This is a genomic window from Paenibacillus sp. E222 (assembly GCF_013401555.1).
In the GTDB taxonomy this organism is placed as follows: Bacteria; Bacillota; Bacilli; order Paenibacillales; family Paenibacillaceae; genus Paenibacillus.
Genome location: NZ_CP058552.1, coordinates 2,455,189 through 2,478,791, shown reverse-complemented (window position 1 = coordinate 2,478,791; position 23,603 = coordinate 2,455,189). Strand labels below are relative to the sequence as shown.

Sequence of the window (23,603 nt, the reverse complement as noted above, 5' to 3'; positions counted from 1 at the left end):
TTCAATTATTTCAAATCCAGATTAAAAAACAGGAGCAGCTATGTTATTGCATAGCTGCTCCACAGGTTACAGCCCCGTTCACACGGGACTGATGCAGAAAGGAAGCCGAGTCATGAAAAATTTCGTCATTCTCGGAGGCGGCTACGGTGGCCTCACGATCATCAAGGAACTTCTGGAAGGCAAGATCCCGTCAGATACACAAATCGTGTTGGTGGACCGCAGTCCCTTCCAAGGATTGAAAACTGAATATTACGCACTCGCCGCAGGGACCGTATCCGATTATGACCTGCGTATCCAATTTCCAGTTAGTGACAAAGTCACTTATCGTTACGGAGAAGTAACTTCGATCGACTTGGAACAGCGTCAGATTGAATTTGAAGGCCAGGACCCGTTGGAGTATGACAAGCTCGTAATTGGACTTGGATGTACAGACCGATTCCACAATACGCCGGGAGCCGAGGAATATAGCTGTACAATTCAAAGCTTCAGCAAAACACGGGAAACCTACCTTCGTCTTAACGAAGTTAAAGCTTACGGTAATGTGCATATCGTCGGCGGTGGATTGAGCGGCGTCGAGATGGCTGCCGAGCTTCGTGAGAGCAGACCGGACCTGAACATCAGCATCCTGGACCGTGGTGAACGTGTATTATCCGCTTTTCCGCAGCGCTTGTCTGCTTATGTTCATGAATGGTTCGGCGAACATCAGGTCGAGACACGTGGGCATATTGCCATTTCCCGACTTGAACCAAACGCCATTTTCAACCGAGATGAAGAAATTCTAACGGATGCGGTAGTCTGGACTGCCGGAATTCAGCCCGTAAAAGTCGTACAGGATCTCGATGTGACCAAGGATCCACAAGGTCGTGTCGTACTGAACGAATATTATCAAATTCCGGAATATACCGATGTCTATGTAGTAGGTGATTGCGCCAGCGTGCCTTATGCACCAAGCGGTCAGGCTGCCGAAGTACAGGGTGAACAAATCGCCCATATTCAGCATGCCCTCTGGAAAGGCGAAAAGCCCAATCCGCAGCCGCTCAAGCTTCGTGGCACACTCGGTGCACTCGGCAAGAAGGCTGGATTTGGGCTGATGGGCAAGACGTCCATGATGGGACGTGTGCCACGTATTTTAAAAAGCGGCGTGCTCTGGATGTCCAAGCGTCATCTCGGTTAATCGAGATCCAACTCATCCCAGGCATCGGCTTCGGCAATTTTGGCCAAAATGGCGTTATATAAATCCTCCACTTTATCAGTGATGACTAACTCGCCATTCACCAGTGCAAATGGAGTCATGTAACATTGGCCGCAATTGCTGAGGCAGCCGTATTCTATCACATCATAGTCTGGATTTTCTTCCAGTTGATCCATGACTTCATCTGTGCCAAAATGCATATTATTGGCACAAAATTCAATAATCGGTCTCATGTAGGTTCACCTGCTTTGTTTGACCATTTTAATTTATGGCCATTTGTAATATAATATAGTGAGGAAAGGAGTTGAAAAAAAATGAGCGAAAACGCACAAAGCACCATGTATGATGAGGTATCTGACGTGCTTGACAAACTTCGTCCGTTCCTGCAACGCGATGGCGGTGACGTGGAACTGGTCGACGTAGAGGATGGCATCGTTAAGCTGAAACTGGTCGGTGCCTGCGGCAGCTGCCCAAGCTCCACCATTACCTTAAAAGCCGGGATTGAACGTGCCCTTCTTGAAGAAGTTGACGGTGTCGAAGAAGTCGTACAAGTATTCTAATCAATCCTTCACGAAATAAACCTCAAGAGCCTTTCGCTTCACCTGAAGCGGAGGGCTCTTTTTTTGTGCTATGCATCCTCACGCTGTATGTTAGGACGAATCGGATCAAGTCCTCCAGATACATCCATAATGTTACCGGTTATAAAATCGGAATGATCCAGACACAGATAAGTAATCACCCGCGCAATATCTTCACCGCTTCCAGGACGTCCTCTCGGCGTTTCCTCGTCGGTTATACCTGCCATCTCATCAATCGTTTTCTCTTTGTTAGCACCGCGAATATCACCTGGACAGACCATATTAACCGTAATGCCGTAGGGAGCTTCCTCCACAGCAAGTGTCTTTGTAAATGAAACCAGACCTACCTTCGCAGCTGCATAAACCGCCCGATGAGGCCATGACCTCGCTTCTCCCGCATGACTGAAGCCAAAGTGGATAATTCGTCCCCACTGCTTGCGCCGCATCTCCGGCAATACACGCTGATCCAGCAACATCGGTCCAAGCAGGTTTCCTTGCACAAGCATCTGAACCTCATCTACGGAATACTCGGCAAACAGTCGACGTTCACGGACAAAAGGACCCGCGTTGTTCACGAGAATATCAATGCTGCCCAGTTTCTCTTCAACCGTTGCAACCAGCATGGTGATCTCTTCTGTCTTGGAAATATCGGCCTGGACGGCAATACACCGCACACCCTTGGCTACGATCTGAGCCTCTAACGCCTCAGCTTCCGTACGACTATGTACGTAATTCAGCGCAATATGGCAACCCTGATCCGCCAGACTGAGGGCCGTCATTTTACCAAGACCTTTGGCACTTCCCGTTATGAGGGCAATCTTTCCCTTCACGTTCATCCCCCTCTTCAAAGAGCAGTCACTCATCCAGTATAAAAGATTTATCATCCCCCCACAACTCGCGTTTCCCACCAATCTGTACCATTTGCAAAAGAGTGTAAATTAAGGACTAAATACTCAGCTTTCAAACAACTAAAATAAAATGAATTAGGTCTTTCGGAGTAAAATTTACCCTTTATCTCCAGAATTCCCTTGTCTGGTCCGGATGCCTATGTTAATGTCGATAAGTCCTTATTTTCTTATGAATATAACGACACAATACATATGTTCATGTAAATGACAACATTGCATGACACCTTCGAAAGGAATATAGCGTAAATGAAAAGATGGTTAGCCTCTCTACTCACAATTTTGCTTATCGCCTCATTTCAAGGTCCATACTCGACCACAGTATCTGCAGAAAGTGAAAGCAATAGCTCCACCGAAGATTATCAATGGATTGACGGGCCTTCAAACGTAGTACTTGATAACAAAGCAACATTAACCGTAGCCGAAAACCTATCCTATCTCGATGCAGCTAACACCCAAAGGTTTCTGGAGGACACCGACTCCTTCCCCAATGGAACGGAAATTGGAAGTATCTATGGCGCCGGCGAAAACTCTAACTGGTATGTGATCTTTGAATATAACGATACCGGTCATGTCGACGACAGTGAGAAAGACGATCTGGACGCCGATGAACTGCTCGATAGCTACAAAAGAGGAACAGAAGAACAAAATGAGAAAACATCACCCGAAAATCAGCTGTTTATCACTGGGTGGGAGATTGAGCCCGCCTATGACAGCACCAAACATCAATTGATCTATTCTCTTGGCCTTGAGGATGCAGAGCGGGAAAAACTCGTCAATTACAATGTGAATGTACTCACCCGCGAGGGATACATCGGTGTTATCCTTGTTACGGATAGTGCCAATTTTGAAGAAAACCGTAAACAGTTTGAAAGCTCCGTGCTTAACCAACTCAACGTGACCAAAGGAAACACCTATGAAGAGTTTGATGCATCGATAGACAAAAAATCAGAACTCGGCCTGACCAGTCTGATTCTCGGTGGTGCTGGTGTAGCTGTAGCTAAGAAAGTTGGATTATTGCTTTTGCTCAAAAAAGGATGGTTTGTCATCGTGGCCGCTATTGTTGGTGCATTCGGATGGATTCGTCGCAAGCTGACCGGCCGCAAAAAGGATGCTGACCCAGAAGATCAGAGTTCGCTTTCTCCTGCTGAAGAAGCTTACCAACAGCATGCTGCTGGACAGGAGTCCACACATTCTGATAGCCAACAGACAGATGGACGTTCGGATACTGATCCGAATCCGAATAAACATTAAAGCTTATAAGTAACGTACTTAAAGTGCTCTTACATCGAAGCACTCTTTAATATGATGTACACAACAAAAAGCCCCGTATTCTCCATAAAGAGAATGCAGGGCTTTCTTTAGTAGTTCCATAACATGTGGAGCCGAGTATACAATGTATTTTCAGCTTAATCGTTCAGCTTAAAACGCAGGTTCTACAGCACCTTGATAACGATCTTTGATGAATGTTTTAACTTCTTCGGAATGCAGAGCTGCAGCCAGTTTTTGGATAGCATCTGCATCTTTGTTATCTTCACGAGATACGAGGATGTTTGCATAAGGGTTACCTTGCAGGTCCTCAATCAACAGCGCATCCTTCTCTGGGTTCAGATTGGCTTCCAGCGCGTAGTTGGCGTTGATGAATACCAGGTCTGCTTCATCCAGTTGACGAGGCATCATGGCTGCATCCAGCTCGATGATATTCAGGTTTTTCGGATTAGCTGTAATATCCTGAATCGTAGAAGTGATATTTGTGTTGTCTTTCAGCGTGATAAGTCCTTCTTTTGCAAGCAACAACAGTCCACGACCGCCGTTTGATGGGTCATTAGGAATGGCTACTTTTGCGCCGTCTTTCAACTCATCCAATGATTTAATTTTTTTGGAATAGCCAGCAAATGGCTCAACATGCACAGGTGTTACAGCAACGAGGTGGAAACCACGTTCTTTGTTCTCTGTATCCAGGTAAGGCTGGTGTTGGAAAAAGTTCGCATCCAGTTGTTTATCTTCAAGCTGTTGGTTAGGTTGAACATAATCATTGAAAGTCACGATTTGCAAGCGAATGCCTTCAGCTTCAAGTTCAGGCTTGATGCTTTCCAAAATTTCAGCATGTGGTGTTGGTGATGCTCCCACTTTCAATTCTACGGTGCGCGGTGCGCCTCCAGCATTGTCAGCGCCGCTGTCGGAATCCTTGTTGTTTCCGCAAGCCGCAAGAACCGCGATCAGCATAATGCTAAGTAGAGCAAAAGACCATTTTTTCATGTGTAAAACCCCTTCTCCAATAAATTTTTTTTGCATTTTGCACCAAGTCGATACCGAATCAGGCAAATGCTATATATGTGTTATTTCCTGGTGAACCATTTAACCAAACGATCGCCAGCCATCTGAAGCACTTGCACCAGAATGACCATAAATACAACGGATATAATCATAATTTCATACTGATAACGGAAGTATCCATAGTTGATTGCCAATGTTCCCAGACCTCCACCACCAACCATTCCCGCCATCGCCGTGTAGGAAACAAGGGTAACGATTGTAATGGTGATCCCGGCTAACAGACCCGGCAATGCCTCTGGCAGAAGTACGCGCCGTACAATCTGTCCGGTTGAAGCGCCCATCGCCTGTGCCGCTTCAATGACGCCACGATCCACTTCACGCAGTGTAGTTTCCACCAATCGGGCAAAGTATGGAGCTGCGGCAATGACGAGCGGTGGTATGACACCCAGCACTCCTGTAGCTGTGCCGACCAGTGAACGCGTAAACGGAATGAGTGCAACAATCAAAATGATAAATGGCACTGAGCGCAGAATGTTTACAATGAACGATAATATCGTGTACACCACTTGGGACTGGATCGAAGCCGACCTTGCCGTCATAAACAGCAATACGCCTAGCGGCAGACCAATGATGATCGTGAACAAGCCCGATGCTCCCAGGATTTGCAGTGTTTCAATCGAAGCCTTACCGATTTCTTCCCAACGTACCGTTGAAAAATCCATTTAACGAAGCACCTCCACATCAAGTCCCTGATCCACTAACTCTTTAATGGTGAGATTAATCTCATCTGACTGTCCCTCGAACCGAACGGTCAGCTGTCCATAGGGAACTTGTTTGATGGTTGAAATGGTGCCTTGCAAAATGGCGAAATCCACTCCTGTTTTACGAACCGTTCTGGACAAAATCGCCTCATAGGTTTTATTGCCCAGGAAGGATATTTTCACAAGCTTAGAAGCTCCGTCCGTCTGTAATGAGACATCTGCACTCGCCAGAGCGGTCTCTTCCAATGCAATTCCAACCTCATGGTCCCGCATTATAAAGTCACGCGTAATGGCATGCTGTGGCTTGAGGAATACTTCCGTCACCGGCCCTTGCTCCACGATGCCTCCCTGATGGATAACCGCCACCTGATCACAGATATTCTGGATCACGTGCATCTCATGGGTGATTAGCACAATCGTGAGGTTGTACTTTTCATTGATATCCAGCAATAACTTCAGAATCGAATCGGTTGTCTGGGGATCAAGTGCCGATGTGGCCTCATCACACAACAGCACGTTCGGATCACTCGCGAGTGCTCTCGCAATACCGACCCTTTGCTTCTGTCCGCCTGACAGCTGGGCCGGATATTTATTGCTGTGGTCCTCCAGCCCAACCAATGCGAGCATTTCCTTCACTTTCCGATCAATGGCAGCCTTGGGCGTATTAACGAGCTTCAAAGGAAAAGCCACATTATCATATACCGTAGCTGAGGATAACAGATTAAAGTGTTGAAAAATCATGCCGATCTTACGCCGTTGTTGTTGCAAATCGGACTTATTGAGATCGGTTAGGTTGATACCATCAACCCAAACCTCGCCTGCCGTGGGGCGTTCGAGCAAATTGATACAACGGATCAATGTACTCTTGCCTGCACCGGAATGACCGATAACTCCAAATATTTCACCCTTGCGGATATTCAAATTTAGTTCCGATAAGGCCGTCGTACTTTTTGAACCTTTACCGTACGTCTTGGTTAAACCTTTTAATTCAATCAAAATTACTGCTCCTTCCCACTGCCTACATGTATCTTTACCCGAATGAAAGGAAAACTCCCCTTCATCGTACAAAAAAAGAGCCCTTTTGCAGAAACAAAAAGGGCTCTTCACGTGAAAGATTATACCTTCTCATCTGCCAAAATCGTGCCCTGCACCATTTTGTAGGAATTAGCACCTAACATCTATAAAGTATGACACAGCTGTCATGCAGTTATAAATCGGTTGCCGGGCTTCATCGGGCCTGTCCCTCCGCCGCTCTCGATAAGAAATATTTAATTTATAAGTTCAGTAGTAGTTATAATGTTAATGTCATAAATGTTAATTCCATCTAACTGTCAATCAGGAACTCAGTATAATCCAAGTATTCCGATTTGTCAAAGGCAAATATTACAATTCAAATCACTTTGGCGGTTGAGCCACTCCCTGCTTATGCCACTTCTTGTTGATGTAGCCGTACGCTGCTTTTAACGTCTTACATACCATGTCTACGCCCTCGCGGAGTTCCAAAAGATGCTGATCCAGGTCCTCCAGCTTCACTTTCCCCTGCAAAGTTTGGTGTAGCTGCCACAGATCATCCTGCATTTCGGAATTCATGTAATGAATCTCCATGTTTCGTCGTTTACGTAATTTGCTCATTGGCTCACGGTAGGAATCTTTAATCTGGATGAGTTCGTTGGCAAGAACATAATGCTGCTTGTCATATCCGAACTGTCTTAATACGGTAAAGTAAGAATAATGTGTTTTAACATTGGTTGTGTTCAGCTCAAACATTTCATTCAACACTGTACCTAACTTATCCAGAATGGCAAAACATCGGATGAAGCCATCCTTATAGAAATAGACGTAACGGGCATACTCTGCTTTTTCTGGTAATGTCATATCATCCGTAGAGCCCGCTTTGACTTTCTGACGGAAATGGGAAGCTGCAAAACAGCTTTGCTCCAGTTCATCCAGCGAAGAGATCAGTCCCTGGGTCCATATATACAGTTTACGAAAATCATGGGTAGGATCATGGTCCACATGCATCTGTCGCTGAAATAGCTCAAGCGTATCCGCCATCGCCTCCATCGCGTCCTTAAGTATGCCTTCGTTCTTACGTGGCTTTTCACCCAGCAACGTTCGCAGCATATATAGCCTCCTCTTTCCACTCTGCAGATCATAAAATAATAATAATAATAATTCATCATATTAAACAAAATCGGAATCAGAGTAAACGTATGACCGCTGCTTACAATAGGGTGCCCTGACACGCCTGACATCAAACAAAGTTCACCTGTCCAATGATGTACATCATCGGATGGTGAACTTCACTGGATTCATCCCCTGAACTACAATAATTCGGATATAGATTAGAACCGGTTAACGGGCCGATGCAGCTTATACACCAGGAAACTCATATAAGTTAATACGCCGAACAAAATGGCAATATCCAGCATATGCGCCAGCGCCACGAACATATACACTTCCGGACGGTTCATCGTGAGCATCAGTCCAAAACCAATGACCACTTGCAATAAAACCAGTACAACAGAAATGACGCCGAGCGCTCTTAATTCCGTGTTATCCGGATGTTTGCGATACGCAAAATGGCCGAGAATTGCAATGACGATTACTAATGAAACAGCCGCCACCCGGTGAGCAAAAGCAACAGCTACGCCTCCCGAGAGCTCAGGAATAATCTGCCCGTTACAGAGCGGAAAGCCTGAACAGCCTCCAGCAGAATCCGTATGGCTCACAAATGCTCCAGTATATACCACGAGGTACGTATAGATCGTGGAAAACCATACCAGATTTCGGAACCCTTTGCTGACTCGCGGATATCGATTCAGTCGTTCCAATCCACCATGGCGAGCCTCCTGCCGAATACCAAGCGCCATCATCAAGGAGCTGGCAAAAGCGATTAAGGCAAACCCGAAATGCAGTGCCATGACTGCGGAAGATTGGGAGAATACGACGGCAAAAGCCCCCATGATTCCCTGGACAATCACAAATATCAGCGTTAACAATGAAAACAACTGCAGATCACGGCGTGATTTGCCAAACCGCAAAAATGCTACAAAAGAGGCTATGGACAACAGTCCTGCCAGTGCGCTAACGGCGCGATGGGAAAATTCAATAAGTGAGGCAACCGTGTGTGCAGGCACAAGTTTTCCGTTACATAAAGGCCATTCTGCACCGCAGCCGAGGCCCGATTCCGTTCGGGTTACAACGCCTCCGCCAAATGTGGCCAGAAACATGACAAGACAGGTTAATACGGTTAACCATTTAAACAAGGTTAAGTGCTTCAATTTTTTTCTCACCCGCTGTTGGTTTAAGATGGCGAAGAACTACATCCTCCGCTTGATTCGGTACTTTGACACTTATTTCACAACTAAATTCATTATACCGGATAAATGTGTCATTGACGCCCGCGCTTTGTGACAAAATGTTAACGTCTGTCGAAAAGTTGACCCTCCATTGATCAAGGCTATGTACGTCATTAGCTTCCCCGAAAAATGTTAAAAATACAAACGCCACTTCCCTATTTCAAGAGAAATGGCGTTCCTTTAATTATAACCTTTAACATGGTGAACCTGTCATGCTTTATTTATGAATCGTGTTATACACCTCAACTGCACGCTGCAGGAATTGCTCAATCTCTTCTCTCGACTTGCGCAGTTTGTTCACATAACGAACGAGTTCCCGGCCATCCGTGTAAGCTACAAAGCTGGGGATACCCAGAATATTTTGCTCTTCGCTCACTGTACCCACCTGATCTACGTCGACCTCAATCAACTTCAGCTCACGAGCAAACTTCTCTTCAACTTCAGGCATAAACGGATCGATGTACTTGCAATCACCACACCAATCTGCCTTAAATACAGCTACAGTCAAACGCGGAGATTGGATTGCCACATCAAATTCCGATTTCGATGTAATCTTTTCCATCACAACATCTTCCTTTCTATACCTTGTCTTATCCTCTTAGTGAAGCAAATTGCGGAGTGGAAGTCAAATATTCGGCGCATACTGATATCAACAGCTTGTTAAACTAAAACAATAATCAGATTATCAGGAAAGGAGGTCATGTCATGACTTCCGTTAAAACGGATTCCTCCGAATCTGCCCATCACGGGTCGATATTGCAGATGGTCCGGTCCATCCCAGGTGCCGCCCGTGAAGTATGGAGGGGTAAACAGGCGGCTTGGCAGGCCTCTGCACAGCTTCGTCATCCTTTGCGTGATATGGCTTGGGACTCTGACATGGCTGCTACCTTACAAGCTGATGTGGAGCGCCTATTGCCTGGAAACGAAAGTTCTTTTGCCCGAAATACGCTCAGTGCACTGGTCTGTGAAGAGGACTGCATTATTCTGGAAGAGATCAAAACATTAACGCAGGAAAACAACCGGAGTAACATCACTCGCACAGCAGCATACCTGGAATGTTACGAACAGTATCCAGAGCTGCATTGGGCCCTGCTGGCCCATATGGTATCCCGCAACGGCGGATATCACATGACCGATCTTCAGAGTGACCTTATGCATAATCTGCAAAATCAAACAGACCGTGAGCACATGTATCGACTACTGGAGCGATGCAATGCCCTCATTTTCCAGGATGCTTATCCCCAGCTTCTGTTATATATGAATAGCCGGCGGATCGGCCGGAGCTGTTTCCATTTGTTGTCCCATTTTCATGTATCGGCGTTCATGACGCCATTTTGGGAACGATTTTGGCTGGAGCGATGCAGCTCGCTGCTTAGTGTGGCCTTAATTATTAATGAGCAGAACTATATTGAGAGCCGGGTCGTGCAGCATCCCTATTTTCAAAAACAAGTGCTGTCCAAACCCGCATTTCATCTGCATAATCTGGCTGGGCTGAATCATATCGTATTTCCACTCGGACGGGAAAAAGGTCTTGCAGGCCGGGTTATTGAACATTTTGGCAAGCTGGATGAGCGGATAATGTTTGGCAAGGGCTTATATGCGATGCTGTTTGGAGTGGAACAAGTGTACACACAAGTATTGGAGTTTGCACGCTCGGTTCCCCACCGTGGCTCACGTGCTGAATACTGGCCTGGTCTGTTCACCGCACATAAAGATGAAGCCGGAGAAGCTGAGCTCTATAGTCACGAGCTGCTGCACCAAGAATGGTTAGCGGAAGGACAACGGTTATATAGTCCAGAATTGCTGGCCGTATGGGGTGATACTCCGTATGAACCGATTACCAGGCAGGATTGGCTGCAAAATCGCGATTGCCTCGGTCATCTCACGATCCCGCGCCGCCCCTGGCTGTTTGAGATGAGTCATGAGCATCGGTATGGCATGCTGAAAACGGCATTGGCCCATGATGCCAAAACCTTAACGCATTAAGGATAGAGCCTTACCAGGGAATGTCTAGAAGTCTATAATGGACTACCTTTATATAGATTTTACAAAAAAGCCCTGTCCGCTATGAAAGCAGACAGAGCTTGTACTTATTTTTCAACAAATATAACGAAGTGTGTATTGTGTGTTAAATCGATTATCCACGCTGCCCGGCTCCACGTTGTAGACGCATAAGTGGGCGGAGTATTTTTTGCAAAATACGAGGGTAACTGCCCAGCTCGTCTTGTCGAAGTACACGTAGAACAACCATGAGCACCAGGTACACGACAACCACAAGCGCCCCCACAAACAGACAGGTCACAAGGTAAGATACACGTGCTGGCAGGAATAGATCAAAGATGGAGTTGCCAGCCCAGTTCGCCGCAAAACCAACACCTGCTGCAAGCAGTACGGTAATGATAAATCCTTTCCAGCGATCACCCATGATCGAGAAATCAACAATTTTTCGAAGTACCCGCAGATTGAGGTACGTAATAACCAGGAAACACAATGCTGTCGCAATAATGATGCCGTAGATGCCAAAAATCGGAGCCAGGATTAAACTCGCTATGAGTTTGACCACAATACCCGCAGCTACACTGATCATTGTAATCCGTGGTTTACCTACCCCAAGCAAAATGGAGTTGGTGGTCATCATTGTAATTTGGAAAATGGTACCGAACGTCAGCAATGTAATGATCGGTGTTCCGTCTGGGCTGGTAAACAGCAAACCATTAACGGAATATGCCGCCGCACATAGAGCGATAACGATTGGCATTCCTGTCAGAATCGAAATGCGCAAAGCAAGCGTCACCTGATTTTTCAGATGAACTTCATCCTTGCGTGCAAAAGCTGCCGAAATGACGGGCACAAGCGACTGACTCAGTGCGATAGCCAGAATCGGAGGAATGCCTGCAATACTTTGGGCCTTGGCACCAAGAATGGCAAGAACTCCTGTCGCTTCTTCCAGTCCGATTCGTCCGCTAAGCAGTGGAACTACCAACGATGAATCGATAAAGTTAATTGCCGGAACAGCGAGTGAAGATAATACGATTGGAATCGAAAGTTTGAAAATATCACTGTAAATGCCCCGCATGGGCAATTGCTCCGCACGCTCATAATTCAATTGCGCAGCACGGTCATTTTTGCGAAGCTTCAAGGTGAAGTACAACATGACAGCAAAAGCGCCAATACTTCCGAATACGCCCCCAAATGAAGCCCCTGCCGCAATGGTTTGATCATCATAATTCCATTGCAGCATCACAAACGCCACGATAATCGCTGTACCTACACGTGCAAACTGCTCCACAATCTGTGAAATGCCGCCTGCTGTCATATTGCCGCGACCCTGGAAATATCCACGCATCATTGCGATGGCTGGGAAGAGCAGCAGCGCTGGTGCCAAGGCCCGAATGGCGCTCACCGATTCCGGTACTTTGGATACGTACGTCGCATAATAAGGTGCTGCGAACCACAATAAAGCAGACATGATTACCCCGGCTACAGCCGCAAAGATCAGGGCTGCACGGTAGATTTGTTGTGCTTCACCTGCGCGCCCCAGCGCATATCGTTCCGACACCATTTTACTCAGTGTACTTGGTATGCCTGCTGTAGCTACAGTTAATAGCATTAAATATACCGTATTGGAGATGGTAAACGATGCGTTACCGATATCGCCGAGGATATGCTCCAGCGGCACCCGTTGAACCAATCCGAGTACCCTCGCAATCAGCGCAGCTGCCGCCAAGATGAGCGTACCCCTAATGAATGTTTCCTTCTTAGACAAGCCAATTCCCCTTCTTTCCCCCACACCGACGTGCATCCAGATGAAGCCGTTCCCTAACGTCTATGCGAATCTTACCACCCAGATAATAAACAGAACAATCATGACGATTTGCAAAATAATTTTCATAACGGTGCTAGTAAATAGCCCCACCACGGAACCAAATCCGACTTTAGAAGCTTTCGCAGGTGAAGACCCTCCGATCAGTTCCCCGATAAACGCACCGATAAATGGCCCCAGTACGAGTCCGAAGGCCGGAATGACGAATGGGCCAATGATGACACCAATTGTACTGAGAGTCGTCGATAATTTGGAACCGCCGAATTTCTTCACACCCCAGGCACTGACGACATAATCAGCCACAAACAGTACCACTACGATCAAAATCTGAATAATCCAGAACCATACACCAAACGGATCAAAGCTGAAGAACCAGCCATAGACCAGAAACGCGAAGAAAATCGCTATAGCACCAGGCAGTATGGGATATACCGTTCCAGCCATCCCCACCGCAAACAGCAGTACAATTAAAATCCAGCCAACGGTTGCGAGCAAAGGTTATTCCCCCTTCAAAATATAATCACGGATGACTTCGACAATGCCATCTTCGTTGTTGCTCGCTACGATCAGGTCAGCCGCTTCCTTCACCTGCTCCTGCGCGTTGCCCATGGCAACACCAAGACCCACAGCTTCAATAACAGCCAGATCATTCAAGCTGTCTCCAACAGCAACCACTTCGGACATCTCTATGCCCAGCAGCTTGCAGACTTCAGCTACACCGCTAGCTTTGGATACTCCACCAGGGTTAATCTCAATATTAACAGGTGAGGAGTTCGTCATTTGCAAGCCGCCCATTTGCTGCAGCTCCATCATAATCTGGTGACGCACTTCATCCACTTCAGTATTGAATCCGAATTTCAGCCATTCCAGACCTTCAATATTGTCCGTCCAGCGATCACGGTTGAACAGCTCTTCCACGGAGTATGCCCAGTACCAGCTATTATATTTTTCGCCAATCTCCTGCATTTTGCGGATCAATGCCGGGTCCATCAGATGACGCATGTGCAGATCATGCGGAGCTTTCCAGACTTCACTGCCATTGACCGTTATCATCGGGGTCTCAAGCCCAAGCTGTACCGCATAAGGCATCGCATGAAAAACAGCTCTTCCTGTCGAAAGGCACACATGCACTCCTCGACGAATGGCAATCTGAATCCATTTGGCGGTTTCCTGTGTGATTTCATGATTATCGTTAAGCAGCGTTCCATCCATATCCAATGCAAGCAATTTGTATTTTAGTTCACTCATGCCGTATTTCCTCCTCAGTTGTCTCTCTCCAAGTTGAACTCATGGATATACATCTAGACACTAAGTGGCCAGAAAACCTTTCGATCGCTGTTATCTTTGATTTTATATATTTCCTTTATAGCTACAACATTGGTATTCCTAAGGGTCTGCAGGGTGAACGTTACGGGGACGGATCGTCTTCCGATCGCTGTTGTATCCAAATTTTCTTGAACCAACTTTCTAATAGTTGTAATTTGGATACAAAGGCGAACGCTTCGCTTCTTCAGATCGATTCCGTTCCCTCCACTACGCCTGTTATTTATAAAACCCAATATACCTGTTTGGAAAAACAAAATTTATAAAACCAAGTAATCGCTTCTTCAGGTCCCTTCTGTCCACTCCGTTTTTCAATGTATCTCCAGTTCAACTTATATGCTCTTTATATCTATTCAACATACTCTCACAAAAAGATCGCCCGGCATCCGCGTAGGCGGATGCTCCGGACGTCACAGCTAACGACATTTTACCACAGATCGTCTGCCTGCAACAAAGTAACCCGCGAAGCGGGCGAACCTTTGCAACATAGTAACAGGCGACTGTTCCAATTCGTGTAAAAGTCTGGTATAAGATAAAACTTACCTGTATCCATGAAAAAACCGCCTGCAATGCAGGCGGCTGCTACTTTTTTATCCATTAACGTGCCGCGAATTTGCGACGAGCATAACGGAAGACAATACCATGCTTTGGAGACAGCAGCAGGGCCAGAACAAACAGAATTCCTGCTACGGCTACCATGCAACCTGCAATGGAAGCATCCAGCGCATAAGCCATGATGTAACCTCCAACCGAGGAAGCCGCTCCTACGAGCACGCTGTACAGAATCATTTTGCCCAATCGATCCGTGAGTAAGTACGCCGTCGCTGCAGGTACAATCAGCATGCCTACCACGAGGATGGACCCTACACTTTCAAATGAAGCCACCGATGTCATGGAAACGAGCCCCATAAGCAGATAGTGGAACAGTACCACCGGAATGCCACAAGCCGCAGCCAACGCCGGATCAAAAGCACACAACTTGAACTGCTTGTAGAACAAACCGATGACAAGGAGGATGACCAGCAAGGTGATGCCCAGCATCCAGACCGCCCTTGGGCCTACATCCGTCCCTCCAAGCGTTAGGGTATCCCACTGGACATAGGCGATCTCACCGAACAGCACGCAGTCCAGATCCAGATCGATATGCTGTGCATTCAGACTGATCAGAATGACACCCACTGCGAAGAGTGCCGTAAACACTATTCCGATGGAAGCATCCGATGATAGTCCACCAGCCTGCAAGCTTTGAATGAAGAACACCGTCAGTAATCCAAATACCGTTGCGCCGAGCAGCATCCATAACGAATCACGTGAGCCGCTCCACAGGAAAGCAATCACAATACCCGGAAGAACGGCATGACTTATCGCATCACCAACCAGGGCCATCCGCCTTAATATGAGAAAACAGCCAAGAATGGCGCAGGCGGAGGATACCAGGATCGCCGTCAATATAATCCAAAACGTTGCCATTATAACTCACCCCGTTCCTGCTGTGCCCGCTGTGCAGAGAGTGTCTGGAGCGTGGCATGCTCTTCTCTCAAATAAGCGGATTTAGCCTGTATACTTCGCAAGCGCCGTGCCAGCAGTCCACGTCGTGGAGCAAGCAATGCGGAACCCGCAAATAGCACTGTCGCTGCCAGTACCGTTACAGGCCCTGTCGGCAGATTAGGCACCAAGGTACTGAAGATTGTACCTGTCGCACCGCTCAGTGCTCCAAATATGCCGGCCAACAGTACCATAAGCGAGAGCGAGTCCGTCCAGCAGCGAGCTGCTGCCGCAGGGGTCACCAGCAAAGCGGCGACAAGCACCACACCTACCGCCTGAATTCCTGCAACAACCGCAATAACGGTCAATAGCAGAATCAGTTGTTCCAGCATGCCAACGGGCAGTCCCATGCCGCGTGCGAATCCCGGGTCAAAACTCACCAGCTTGAATTCCTTGAACCATGCCAGACAAGCGATCAATAATACAACACAGACACCGCCCATAACATACACATCCGTCATCACCATGGATGCGGCCTGACCAAACAAATATTTATCCAGTCCACTCTGACTTCCGCTTGCACCATGCTGAATCCGGGTAAGCATCACTACGCCAATACCGAAAAATACAGTCAGCACAATCCCCATCGCCGCATCCTGCTTGATCCGGGAATACCGTGTGATCCACGAAATACCGAAGGTTGCAATGATTCCAGCCACGAGCGCACCGAACAGAAATAATCCTACTGATTTGGTTTCAGTCAACATAAACGCGATACAAATTCCTGGCAGAGCTGCATGAGCCAGCGTATCTCCCATGAGACTCTGACGACGCAAAAATGTGAAAGAGCCAATAATTCCACTACTGAATCCGAGTAACAAGCAGCCAAGCAATATCCAGCGTGTATTGGGATCGGACAAGATGGCTACTATCCAGTTCCACATGCACTACACCTGGCCTTTCTCCGACCGGCTTCCAATCATCGCGATCCGGCCTCCGTACGTTTCTTGCAAAGTATCTGGTACAAATACTTCATTCGTGGGTCCACCTGCAACCAGCCGTCCATTAAGCAGTAACACATGGTCGAAATATTCCTCCACTGTCGCCAGATCATGGTGAACAACCAGTACGGTCTTTCCTTGCTTCTTCAACTGTTCCAACAGTGAAATGATAGCTTTTTCCGTTGTGGCATCCACACCTGCAAACGGCTCATCCATAAAGTACAATTCCGCATCCTGTACCAGTGCCCGTGCCAGAAAGACACGCTGCTGCTGTCCGCCGGACAGCTGACTGATCTGGCGGTACATATAATCACCCATGCCCACTTGCTCCAGGCAGTGAGCTGCCAGATCCCGTTCTTTTTTGCCTGGACGGCGGAACCAGCCCAGATGTCCATAACGCCCCATCATGACAACATCAAGTGCGTGAGTCGGGAAATCCCAATCAACAGATTCACGCTGTGGTACGTAGCCGATGCGGCGACGCTGTTCTCGGTAGGACTGGCCAAAAATTTTAACCTCGCCGTGCATTTTGGGCACTAGTCCCAGAACGGCTTTAATCAAGGTGGATTTCCCAGCCCCGTTTGGACCAAGGATACCAATCAGCTGACCTTCCGGGATGTCAAAAGATACTCCACTAAGCACCGGCTTTTTATGGTAAGCCACCGCCAGATCCCGCACACTAAGAGGAGCTGATGTAGGCTGTGTTCCCTTCAGATGGTTGGCATTGGGCTGTAGTTGAGATTTTTCGGATAAAATGGTATCGCTCATTCTCTGTCCACTCCTCTCTTTATATCGTTTATCATTTTAATGCTTCTACAATTGTCTGAGTGTTATGGCGGATCATACCGATATACGTTCCTTCTTCTGTTCCCTCAGCACCCATCGCATCCGAGAACAGTTCACCACCAATGCTTACGGTATGTCCTTTTTCGGCTGCCCCGGCAATAATTGCTTCCATCGCTTTTGCTGGTACGCTGGATTCTACAAATACCGCTTTGATATTGTTTTCTACAAGGTAATCTCGCAACTCACTGACATCCCTCGCACCATACTCTGCTGCTGTACTGATTCCTTGAAGCCCCATTACTTTCATGTCATAAGCTTGGCCGAAGTATCCAAAGGCATCATGCGCCGTAACCAATACCCGGCTGGCTTCCGGTATCTCCTGGATTTTTTCCCGCACCTCGGAATCCAATGCCTCCAGTTTCATTAAATATTGCTCTGCCTGGGTCTTGTACTCTTCTGCATGTTCCGGGTCTGCTTCCACAAGTGTATCGCGCACCGCCTCTGCGGCATGCATCCAGTGGCTGACGTCAAACCAGACATGTGGATCGTATTCCGTTCCGCCTGTATCTTTTCCTGAACGCAATTCCTCCACCGGAATGTTCTCCGAGACAGCCGTTACTATTTTGCTCTTGGACATTTTCTCCAAGATGTCTGTCATTTTGCCTTCAAGATGCAATCCGTTATAGAAAATGACCTTTGCTTGCTCCAGCTTCCGAATATCTCCCTGCGAAGCCTTGTACAAGTGAGGATCAACCCCTGGGCCCATCAGCCCGGTCACATCAACATATGCCCCGCCGACCTCACGTGCTACATCCGCAATCATGCCTGTTGTGGCTGTGACTTGTACCTTCCCTTCACTGACTCCTGTTTCCGCTGAACCTGAGCATGCTGTTAGCACAATAACCAGAACAACAGCTGCCAGCGTCATTAATCCTCTCTGTATGCTCCTCATCTTCACCATCAACAATTCCAATCGCCCCTTTCCCTCTCCTAACATAATTGTCCATGCCTAATTTTGTTGTACAAGGTATCAAAACTTATACTCGTCTAATAATGTTTCCCTTGTGCAAATTTTAGCCGATGAAAAATAAAAAGGCAAGGGATAATTTCCCATGCCTGTCCAAAAGAGTATATTGGCGATTTAATCAGCCTGTTTTCTTTTCCACTTATCTTCTGTTCTTTTTCTTTTGCGCTGCTTCATTCACGTTACTCCGTATCTTTCCCCTGATCTTTCTTCCCTTTTGGGGTCCCATCGAGGCCATACACTTCATCGTAAGCATCGAAAATTTTACGTGCAATTGGAGATGCACTGACCGAGCCAAAGCCACCTTCGGGTACAACAACAGCTATAGCCAGCTTGGGATTATCCCGTGGTGCAAATGCGATAAATACACCGTTTTCCTTCTTGTTCGGCCCTGTTCCCTGCTCCGAGGTTCCTGTTTTTCTCGCATAATCGTAGGGGAAACCGTCAAACGAACTTACTTTGGTGACCATACCCTTATGCACTTCATTCCAGTATGCATCGGCAAAATCAACCTCGTTTAACACTTTTGGTTTGATTTTCTTGACCACATTGCCCTCGGCGTCACGGATTTCCTTTACTAAATGAGGCTCCATCCGTTTGCCCTTATTGGCAAGCATCGTGGTATATTGCGCAAGTTGAAGCGTTGTATACTTTGCTTGCTGTCCAAATGAAGCAAACGCTAGCCTTGTCAAACCTGATTCGTCATTATCACTATTGTATTCTAGTGTACCTAGATACTCTTTCGGCAAATCCACTCCTGTAGACACGCCTAAACCAAACTCTTTCATATGTTCGTCCCACACTTTTACACCCTTGGTCGCACCATATTTGTTATAAAGCCCCTTGCCCACCATATCGATCATAAAAGCATTGGAAGATTTCTCAATTGCTCTTCTCGCCGTAATAGAGCCGTTAAATGCTGAGTGTGAATTCCTAACCTTTCTCCCGTCTTTCCCTAAAGTAGCGTACCCTTGGTCATAGTAGGTTTGGCCTGTACTGAACAGACCCTCTTTCAATCCAATTAGTACACTAAGTGGCTTAATAACAGAACCCAACAAAACAACGGATTCAGCCTTTTTACCCGATTCATTGGGAGGGAAAGACTCCGCGGTTCCGTTGCGGAATACATATTTTATTTTGTCGTAATCCCATTTATCATTTGGATCATAATCCGGCATGCTGGCCATCGCTACTACGTTACCTGTATCGATTTCCATTGCCACAGCATATCCTGTAATGGCATTAGGCAACTTCCTCAATTCATCTGTAATGGCTTGTTGTGCAACCATCTGAATTTCCTTGTTAATGGTTGTAATTAGACTATACCCCTTTTCAGGTGGGGTCAGATTCATCGTTCCGTCTGGCAAATTGCGTGCATCAATATCAATGGACTGGTAGCCGCTTCGTCCCCGAAGCTCTTCTTGATATTGGAGCTCCAATCCATCAAAGCCAACCTTCTCTTCCTGATTATATACAAGACCTGGGTCACGCTGAGTTGAATTAGATTCCAAGATCGTTTTATATTGCTTCAACGTAGTTGGCACTCGTTTGAATTCTCTTGTATATCCAATCACTTGAACGGCTACCCCATCTGGATCGTATCTTCGGACATTTTCCTCAAGGACCATAATGCCTGGAAACTCTGCTTTTTTCTCCATAAAATAGGCAATCTCTTTGGTTGTTAAATCGGATTTAACCAACCTTGGTACATACCCAAAAGTCTTCTGATAATCCAGATCCAGTCGCTTCATGATCTCTTCTGCATCGGGTTGTTCTTTGTCCCCCGGATTAAACTGTTTAAATACAGCCGCCAGTTCATCAGCAAGTTCCTGCGCTTCCTGTTTGCGGTCATCATTTCGATAATCCTCATACAACAATACATAGAGAGACTGCACAGGCTCCGAATAGGCCAGTGCGACTTTACCTGTCGCATCATAGATTGGCCCACGAACAGGGGCGAGCGGAATATCTTTGGTATTGCGGCTGGTCTCCATATACGTAAGTTCAGGTCCCTCGACAAATTGCACAAAGGCCAACCTGAAGATGAGGATACTGAATATCACAAACGCAGCGAAAAAAAACATATTCATTCTTACACTAGACGGATTGTTGACTGGCGTGTCTCCCTCAGCCATGGGTTTCTTCTTCAATCGGTTAAACATATTTTCAAGTCTCTCCCGTTCCTCTATAAAAATAATGTTCTATCTGCATTGTGCACGTGTTCAATCCGATATTGAGTCCTTACTCAACCAAGTCTACCAAAGGTTAGCTGTCACGTCTTTCAATTTTTGGTTACATTTTCGTAAACAAATACTATTAACTCCAAAAAAAATGCGTATGGCAAAATGTTGGGTAAGATATGGGTATAAGACAATCGGGAAAAGTTTTGTGATGACTACTTTTAAACACAAGGATTCACTTGTCTTTTTTGTGTTTTACAGTTTATTGAAAGTGAATCCACTCATTTATATATTTAAAAAATGTTTAGGGCGTGTCTGAGAACTCTAAAGGGCAAACTTTGCCGAATCTTCGTTACAAGCTAGGTAGTTCTTCGCAGGCGTGTCGGAGGACAAGGGGAAGTGACGCTGCAGGTGTGATAGGGCTGTGAAAACTGTTCTTCAGCGAATTGTGAGACACGCACTAATCTATTCAGTTGTTTATTAAAGAGGCATTAGAGAAAGAGTAATCGGGAATCCAACGTTTCCGAGAATAACAATCTGTATATCTATAAGTAAAAAAACTCCTTTCTTTAGCCTAATTACAACTAGTTGTTTTTTCTAAACATAGTTTAATAGCTAATCATAGAGCTAAAGACAATGCTATTCTTTCCGAATTGCTAAGTATGAGTTCAATCTCAAATGAAAATTATTCACAGAAAAAGGCATGATTATATTGTGAGGGGTTACAAAACGCTATACAATATACATAGCTAAGGAGGATAAATATGAAGTATAGTATCAATTTATTTGGATCTATTGTTGAATGTAATATTAAAATTATTGATGAGCATCTTGGTATAGAAATACCGAAGGAAAATCAAAAGGCGCTGAAAAATTACTTATTACGCGTATTGCCCAAGTATGGAAGGCAAGCTTCTAATGATTCGTCCTTAGATGCTTTAGTAAAACTTGCTCTGGATGCTGAAAAGACATTAGACGGCCGTATGGTAGAACCTAAGTTGAAATTACCCTATGAGTTCCAGCCTGAAATTAAAGAAAAGCTAATTGAGGCTGCTGCGTTACAAGAGATATCAGCGACTCAATTATTGATTCGAATTATCGAAAATAAATACCAAGAAATTATGAAATAGGAGAGTGGACCATGGCATATGGAAATAAGGTTAAATTCCATTATGACGTTCCTGTGTATATAAAAAAGCAACTCGCTACAGCTGCAAAAAAGCTGAATATGACAGCAACTGAACTGTTATCTAAGACCATTGAAGAAGAATACGAACGTATAATAAAGGAAAAAAAGGCTAAGTAAGATTAGCCTGTAAAACCAATTCGTGCATTCTTTGGATTTGGTCGATAGAAAAACATTGATAGGAATAATCTTCACCAATTTGATCACACGAAAAAACATGGAAAAGAGAATACTCTTCTGACGAATTGTGTTCGATGAGATAAACATATACATTAGGAATTTCAGTTGTTACATGAAAATGAATTTGAGATGTTGGACTTGCATCTATGATCCCCATAATATGTTGCTTTACATCTAATGGGAACAGATTGGAGCCGTTTGCAGAAAATTGATTCTCATACATTAACATAAGATAAAGGCCCCCCTTTTTTAATTGAATACCGTTTCTGTACTTGGTGTATCCATTGCATCAAATATGTGTTCCTATGTTAAGGGTTAAATTTCCATAGGAGTATATTTTTTACCCATTAAACGAATGATATGTTTCGATTTTCAGGGTTACAATATTGATATCAAAAGATTCTCCTCTTTCAGATGATTGTTTTTTTACATTATATAACATATTGTTATGATACGTTGTGTTTTATTTGGGGTTTTAATGTTGTTTGTTAGGAATTAAAAAGATGATTAAAGAGCAGAAAATCGACGGATTTTTGCAGTAGTTGGATGGTAAAATTATACTGAAACGTCGTACGTTTGTTCCGGGTTCCCCGTAACAGGAGAAATTTTTGCCACGGTCTACCATAGCAGCTCGAAACGCTTTAGTAGGATAATGAGCAGAAGAGTACGCCAGAGGTGATCTTCATTAATAGGCCGTTCTATCTGACATTTCATTTACGGGTATACAGACGTTACCATATAACCCTTACTTTTTCCGCGATCGGAAACCACCTTATCCAGTTCCAAATGCCCAAACGTTTCTTCAAAGCAAATGTCGTATGATGGCGACCCAGTTCCGTCAGGGATATCTGGTTATGTATATTGTGACAATTAGAAATGGCCTCATTAGGCGCTGAAGCGAAAGGATTGGGTATAAACATGAACAATTCTATCGTGAAATTTCGAAATATTTTTATTTTAATGATAGTATTTATAGATATAATTTGGTTATTTTCTTCTACCATAAATTATGATATTACCATATTTAAAAAAAGTAACTTTATAATTCCTATTGTAGTACACATAATTTTATTTTTTGGGCTGGTCTACAAAAGTAAAGGAAGAAAGCTAGTTCTGTTTGTTATTTTAATTATTTTTTCTTTTCTTCTTCTGATTAAAAATTCATTAACTCCATTATTTAATTCATACAGTTACGAATATCTAAATGCTCCTGGAAATTATGGTGAAGTTATAGTTGAACATCGGGCTAATATATTAGACCAAGGCATTACACAGTATAGTGTCTACCAAACAAAATTTTGGGGTTTATTCTTAACTGAGTTAACGACTAAGGAAGTTAATATAGAAGAACCACACGACTTATATCTTTCCCAAGAAGATATTTTTAATTACTCTGCTCCAGAATGGACGAGAGAGACAGTTAGTTTTGATACCTATAAAGGAAAACTTACTCTAAACCTCAAATAACAAAGTATAAAGCCCCAAACATTTATAATTTCTTATGTTTGAGGCTTTATATTTATTTATATTCCCAAGTACA

General features: G+C 45.2%; 24 protein-coding genes and 1 riboswitch. Of the genes, 7 read left to right on the top strand and 17 right to left on the bottom strand.

Going from position 1 to position 23,603, the window contains the following annotated elements; all coding sequences use genetic code 11:
* The first annotated feature begins 112 nt into the window (after nucleotides 1-112).
* Complete coding sequence (locus HW560_RS11060; protein WP_076290910.1) at nucleotides 113-1,174, top strand: NAD(P)/FAD-dependent oxidoreductase; 1,062 nt, start codon at nucleotides 113-115, stop codon at nucleotides 1,172-1,174.
* On the opposite strand, the gene HW560_RS11055 is transcribed toward HW560_RS11060, so the two are convergent.
* Nucleotides 1,171-1,425: a YuzB family protein gene (locus tag HW560_RS11055; protein WP_063566116.1), complete on the bottom strand. Its 255-nt coding sequence runs from the start codon at nucleotides 1,423-1,425 to the stop codon at nucleotides 1,171-1,173. The two genes, HW560_RS11060 and HW560_RS11055, sit on opposite strands and share 4 nt — an antisense overlap.
* Before the next feature lie 81 nt (nucleotides 1,426-1,506).
* Between HW560_RS11055 and HW560_RS11050 the strand changes: the two genes are divergently transcribed.
* Nucleotides 1,507-1,752 carry a NifU family protein gene (locus HW560_RS11050; protein ID WP_062324083.1) on the top strand — a complete coding sequence of 82 codons (246 nt, stop codon included), beginning with the start codon at nucleotides 1,507-1,509 and terminating at the stop codon, nucleotides 1,750-1,752.
* Nucleotides 1,753-1,820: 68 nt separating this feature from the next.
* Here HW560_RS11050 and HW560_RS11045 read toward each other — a convergent pair whose 3' ends face one another.
* The gene (locus HW560_RS11045) at nucleotides 1,821-2,600 is read right to left on the bottom strand and encodes an SDR family oxidoreductase (RefSeq protein ID WP_090904521.1); all 780 of its coding nucleotides are present in this window, start codon (nucleotides 2,598-2,600) and stop codon (nucleotides 1,821-1,823) included.
* A 324-nt stretch (nucleotides 2,601-2,924) separates the two neighbouring features.
* On the opposite strand from HW560_RS11045, the gene HW560_RS11040 reads away from it, so the two are divergent.
* Nucleotides 2,925-3,929, top strand: a complete 1,005-nt coding sequence (locus tag HW560_RS11040; protein ID WP_179263073.1) for a DUF2167 domain-containing protein — start codon at nucleotides 2,925-2,927, stop codon at nucleotides 3,927-3,929.
* 168 nt (nucleotides 3,930-4,097) lie between these two features.
* On the opposite strand, the gene HW560_RS11035 is transcribed toward HW560_RS11040, so the two are convergent.
* The 6 genes from HW560_RS11035 to HW560_RS11010 all read right to left on the bottom strand — a co-directional run bounded on the left by HW560_RS11035 (nucleotide 4,098) and on the right by HW560_RS11010 (nucleotide 9,637).
* Complete coding sequence (locus HW560_RS11035) at nucleotides 4,098-4,934, bottom strand: MetQ/NlpA family ABC transporter substrate-binding protein (RefSeq protein WP_072735490.1); 837 nt, start codon at nucleotides 4,932-4,934, stop codon at nucleotides 4,098-4,100.
* Nucleotides 4,935-5,014: 80 nt separating this feature from the next.
* Nucleotides 5,015-5,674, bottom strand: coding sequence for a methionine ABC transporter permease (locus HW560_RS11030; RefSeq protein ID WP_090904523.1), 660 nt, complete (start codon nucleotides 5,672-5,674; stop codon nucleotides 5,015-5,017).
* Nucleotides 5,675-6,709, bottom strand: coding sequence for a methionine ABC transporter ATP-binding protein (locus HW560_RS11025; protein ID WP_179263071.1), 1,035 nt, complete (start codon nucleotides 6,707-6,709; stop codon nucleotides 5,675-5,677).
* A gap of 126 nt (nucleotides 6,710-6,835) precedes the next feature.
* Nucleotides 6,836-6,977, bottom strand: a riboswitch (SAM riboswitch).
* Between the two features lie 131 nt (nucleotides 6,978-7,108).
* A complete protein-coding gene (locus HW560_RS11020) occupies nucleotides 7,109-7,837 on the bottom strand; it encodes a Cthe_2314 family HEPN domain-containing protein (RefSeq protein WP_179263069.1) in 729 nt (242 codons plus the stop codon).
* 221 nt (nucleotides 7,838-8,058) lie between these two features.
* On the bottom strand, nucleotides 8,059-8,997 hold the full coding sequence (locus HW560_RS11015; protein ID WP_063566122.1) for a COX15/CtaA family protein: 939 nt from the start codon (nucleotides 8,995-8,997) through the stop codon (nucleotides 8,059-8,061).
* Between the two features lie 295 nt (nucleotides 8,998-9,292).
* The gene (locus HW560_RS11010) at nucleotides 9,293-9,637 is read right to left on the bottom strand and encodes a thioredoxin family protein (RefSeq protein WP_179263067.1); all 345 of its coding nucleotides are present in this window, start codon (nucleotides 9,635-9,637) and stop codon (nucleotides 9,293-9,295) included.
* Nucleotides 9,638-9,780: 143 nt separating this feature from the next.
* Here HW560_RS11010 and HW560_RS11005 point away from each other — a divergent pair, with 143 nt between their 5' ends.
* On the top strand, nucleotides 9,781-11,061 hold the full coding sequence (locus tag HW560_RS11005; RefSeq protein WP_179263065.1) for a DUF2515 family protein: 1,281 nt from the start codon (nucleotides 9,781-9,783) through the stop codon (nucleotides 11,059-11,061).
* Nucleotides 11,062-11,212: 151 nt separating this feature from the next.
* Here the strand turns inward: HW560_RS11005 and HW560_RS11000 are convergent, their stop codons facing one another.
* The 8 genes from HW560_RS11000 to HW560_RS10965 form a co-directional block, all read right to left on the bottom strand.
* On the bottom strand, nucleotides 11,213-12,841 hold the full coding sequence (locus tag HW560_RS11000; RefSeq protein WP_090904527.1) for a putative polysaccharide biosynthesis protein: 1,629 nt from the start codon (nucleotides 12,839-12,841) through the stop codon (nucleotides 11,213-11,215).
* Nucleotides 12,842-12,901: 60 nt separating this feature from the next.
* A complete protein-coding gene (locus HW560_RS10995) occupies nucleotides 12,902-13,342 on the bottom strand; it encodes a DUF456 domain-containing protein (protein ID WP_090904586.1) in 441 nt (146 codons plus the stop codon).
* 54 nt (nucleotides 13,343-13,396) lie between these two features.
* Nucleotides 13,397-14,146 carry a Cof-type HAD-IIB family hydrolase gene (locus HW560_RS10990; RefSeq protein ID WP_090904528.1) on the bottom strand — a complete coding sequence of 250 codons (750 nt, stop codon included), beginning with the start codon at nucleotides 14,144-14,146 and terminating at the stop codon, nucleotides 13,397-13,399.
* A 672-nt stretch (nucleotides 14,147-14,818) separates the two neighbouring features.
* A complete protein-coding gene (locus tag HW560_RS10985; protein WP_179263063.1) occupies nucleotides 14,819-15,691 on the bottom strand; it encodes a metal ABC transporter permease in 873 nt (290 codons plus the stop codon).
* Nucleotides 15,691-16,650, bottom strand: a complete 960-nt coding sequence (locus HW560_RS10980) for a metal ABC transporter permease (protein WP_090904531.1) — start codon at nucleotides 16,648-16,650, stop codon at nucleotides 15,691-15,693. Before HW560_RS10980 ends, HW560_RS10985 begins: the two co-directional genes overlap by 1 nt.
* Nucleotides 16,651-16,653: 3 nt before the next feature.
* Nucleotides 16,654-17,475 (bottom strand): metal ABC transporter ATP-binding protein, encoded by an 822-nt coding sequence (locus HW560_RS10975; protein WP_257031841.1) that lies wholly within the window; start codon nucleotides 17,473-17,475, stop codon nucleotides 16,654-16,656.
* 31 nt (nucleotides 17,476-17,506) lie between these two features.
* On the bottom strand, nucleotides 17,507-18,454 hold the full coding sequence (locus HW560_RS10970; RefSeq protein ID WP_179265774.1) for a metal ABC transporter solute-binding protein, Zn/Mn family: 948 nt from the start codon (nucleotides 18,452-18,454) through the stop codon (nucleotides 17,507-17,509).
* A gap of 245 nt (nucleotides 18,455-18,699) precedes the next feature.
* The gene (locus tag HW560_RS10965) at nucleotides 18,700-20,679 is read right to left on the bottom strand and encodes a peptidoglycan D,D-transpeptidase FtsI family protein (RefSeq protein ID WP_179263061.1); all 1,980 of its coding nucleotides are present in this window, start codon (nucleotides 20,677-20,679) and stop codon (nucleotides 18,700-18,702) included.
* Between the two features lie 782 nt (nucleotides 20,680-21,461).
* Here HW560_RS10965 and HW560_RS10960 point away from each other — a divergent pair.
* Both HW560_RS10960 and HW560_RS10955 read left to right on the top strand, forming a co-directional pair.
* On the top strand, nucleotides 21,462-21,827 hold the full coding sequence (locus HW560_RS10960; protein WP_179263059.1) for a hypothetical protein: 366 nt from the start codon (nucleotides 21,462-21,464) through the stop codon (nucleotides 21,825-21,827).
* Nucleotides 21,828-21,838: 11 nt separating this feature from the next.
* Nucleotides 21,839-22,003 carry a hypothetical protein gene (locus HW560_RS10955; protein ID WP_162842474.1) on the top strand — a complete coding sequence of 55 codons (165 nt, stop codon included), beginning with the start codon at nucleotides 21,839-21,841 and terminating at the stop codon, nucleotides 22,001-22,003.
* On the opposite strand, the gene HW560_RS10950 is transcribed toward HW560_RS10955, so the two are convergent.
* Nucleotides 21,996-22,292 carry a hypothetical protein gene (locus HW560_RS10950; protein WP_179263057.1) on the bottom strand — a complete coding sequence of 99 codons (297 nt, stop codon included), beginning with the start codon at nucleotides 22,290-22,292 and terminating at the stop codon, nucleotides 21,996-21,998. The two genes, HW560_RS10955 and HW560_RS10950, sit on opposite strands and share 8 nt — an antisense overlap.
* Nucleotides 22,293-22,981: 689 nt before the next feature.
* On the opposite strand from HW560_RS10950, the gene HW560_RS10945 reads away from it, so the two are divergent.
* Nucleotides 22,982-23,530, top strand: coding sequence for a hypothetical protein (locus HW560_RS10945; protein ID WP_179263055.1), 549 nt, complete (start codon nucleotides 22,982-22,984; stop codon nucleotides 23,528-23,530).
* Nucleotides 23,531-23,603 lie beyond the last annotated feature (73 nt).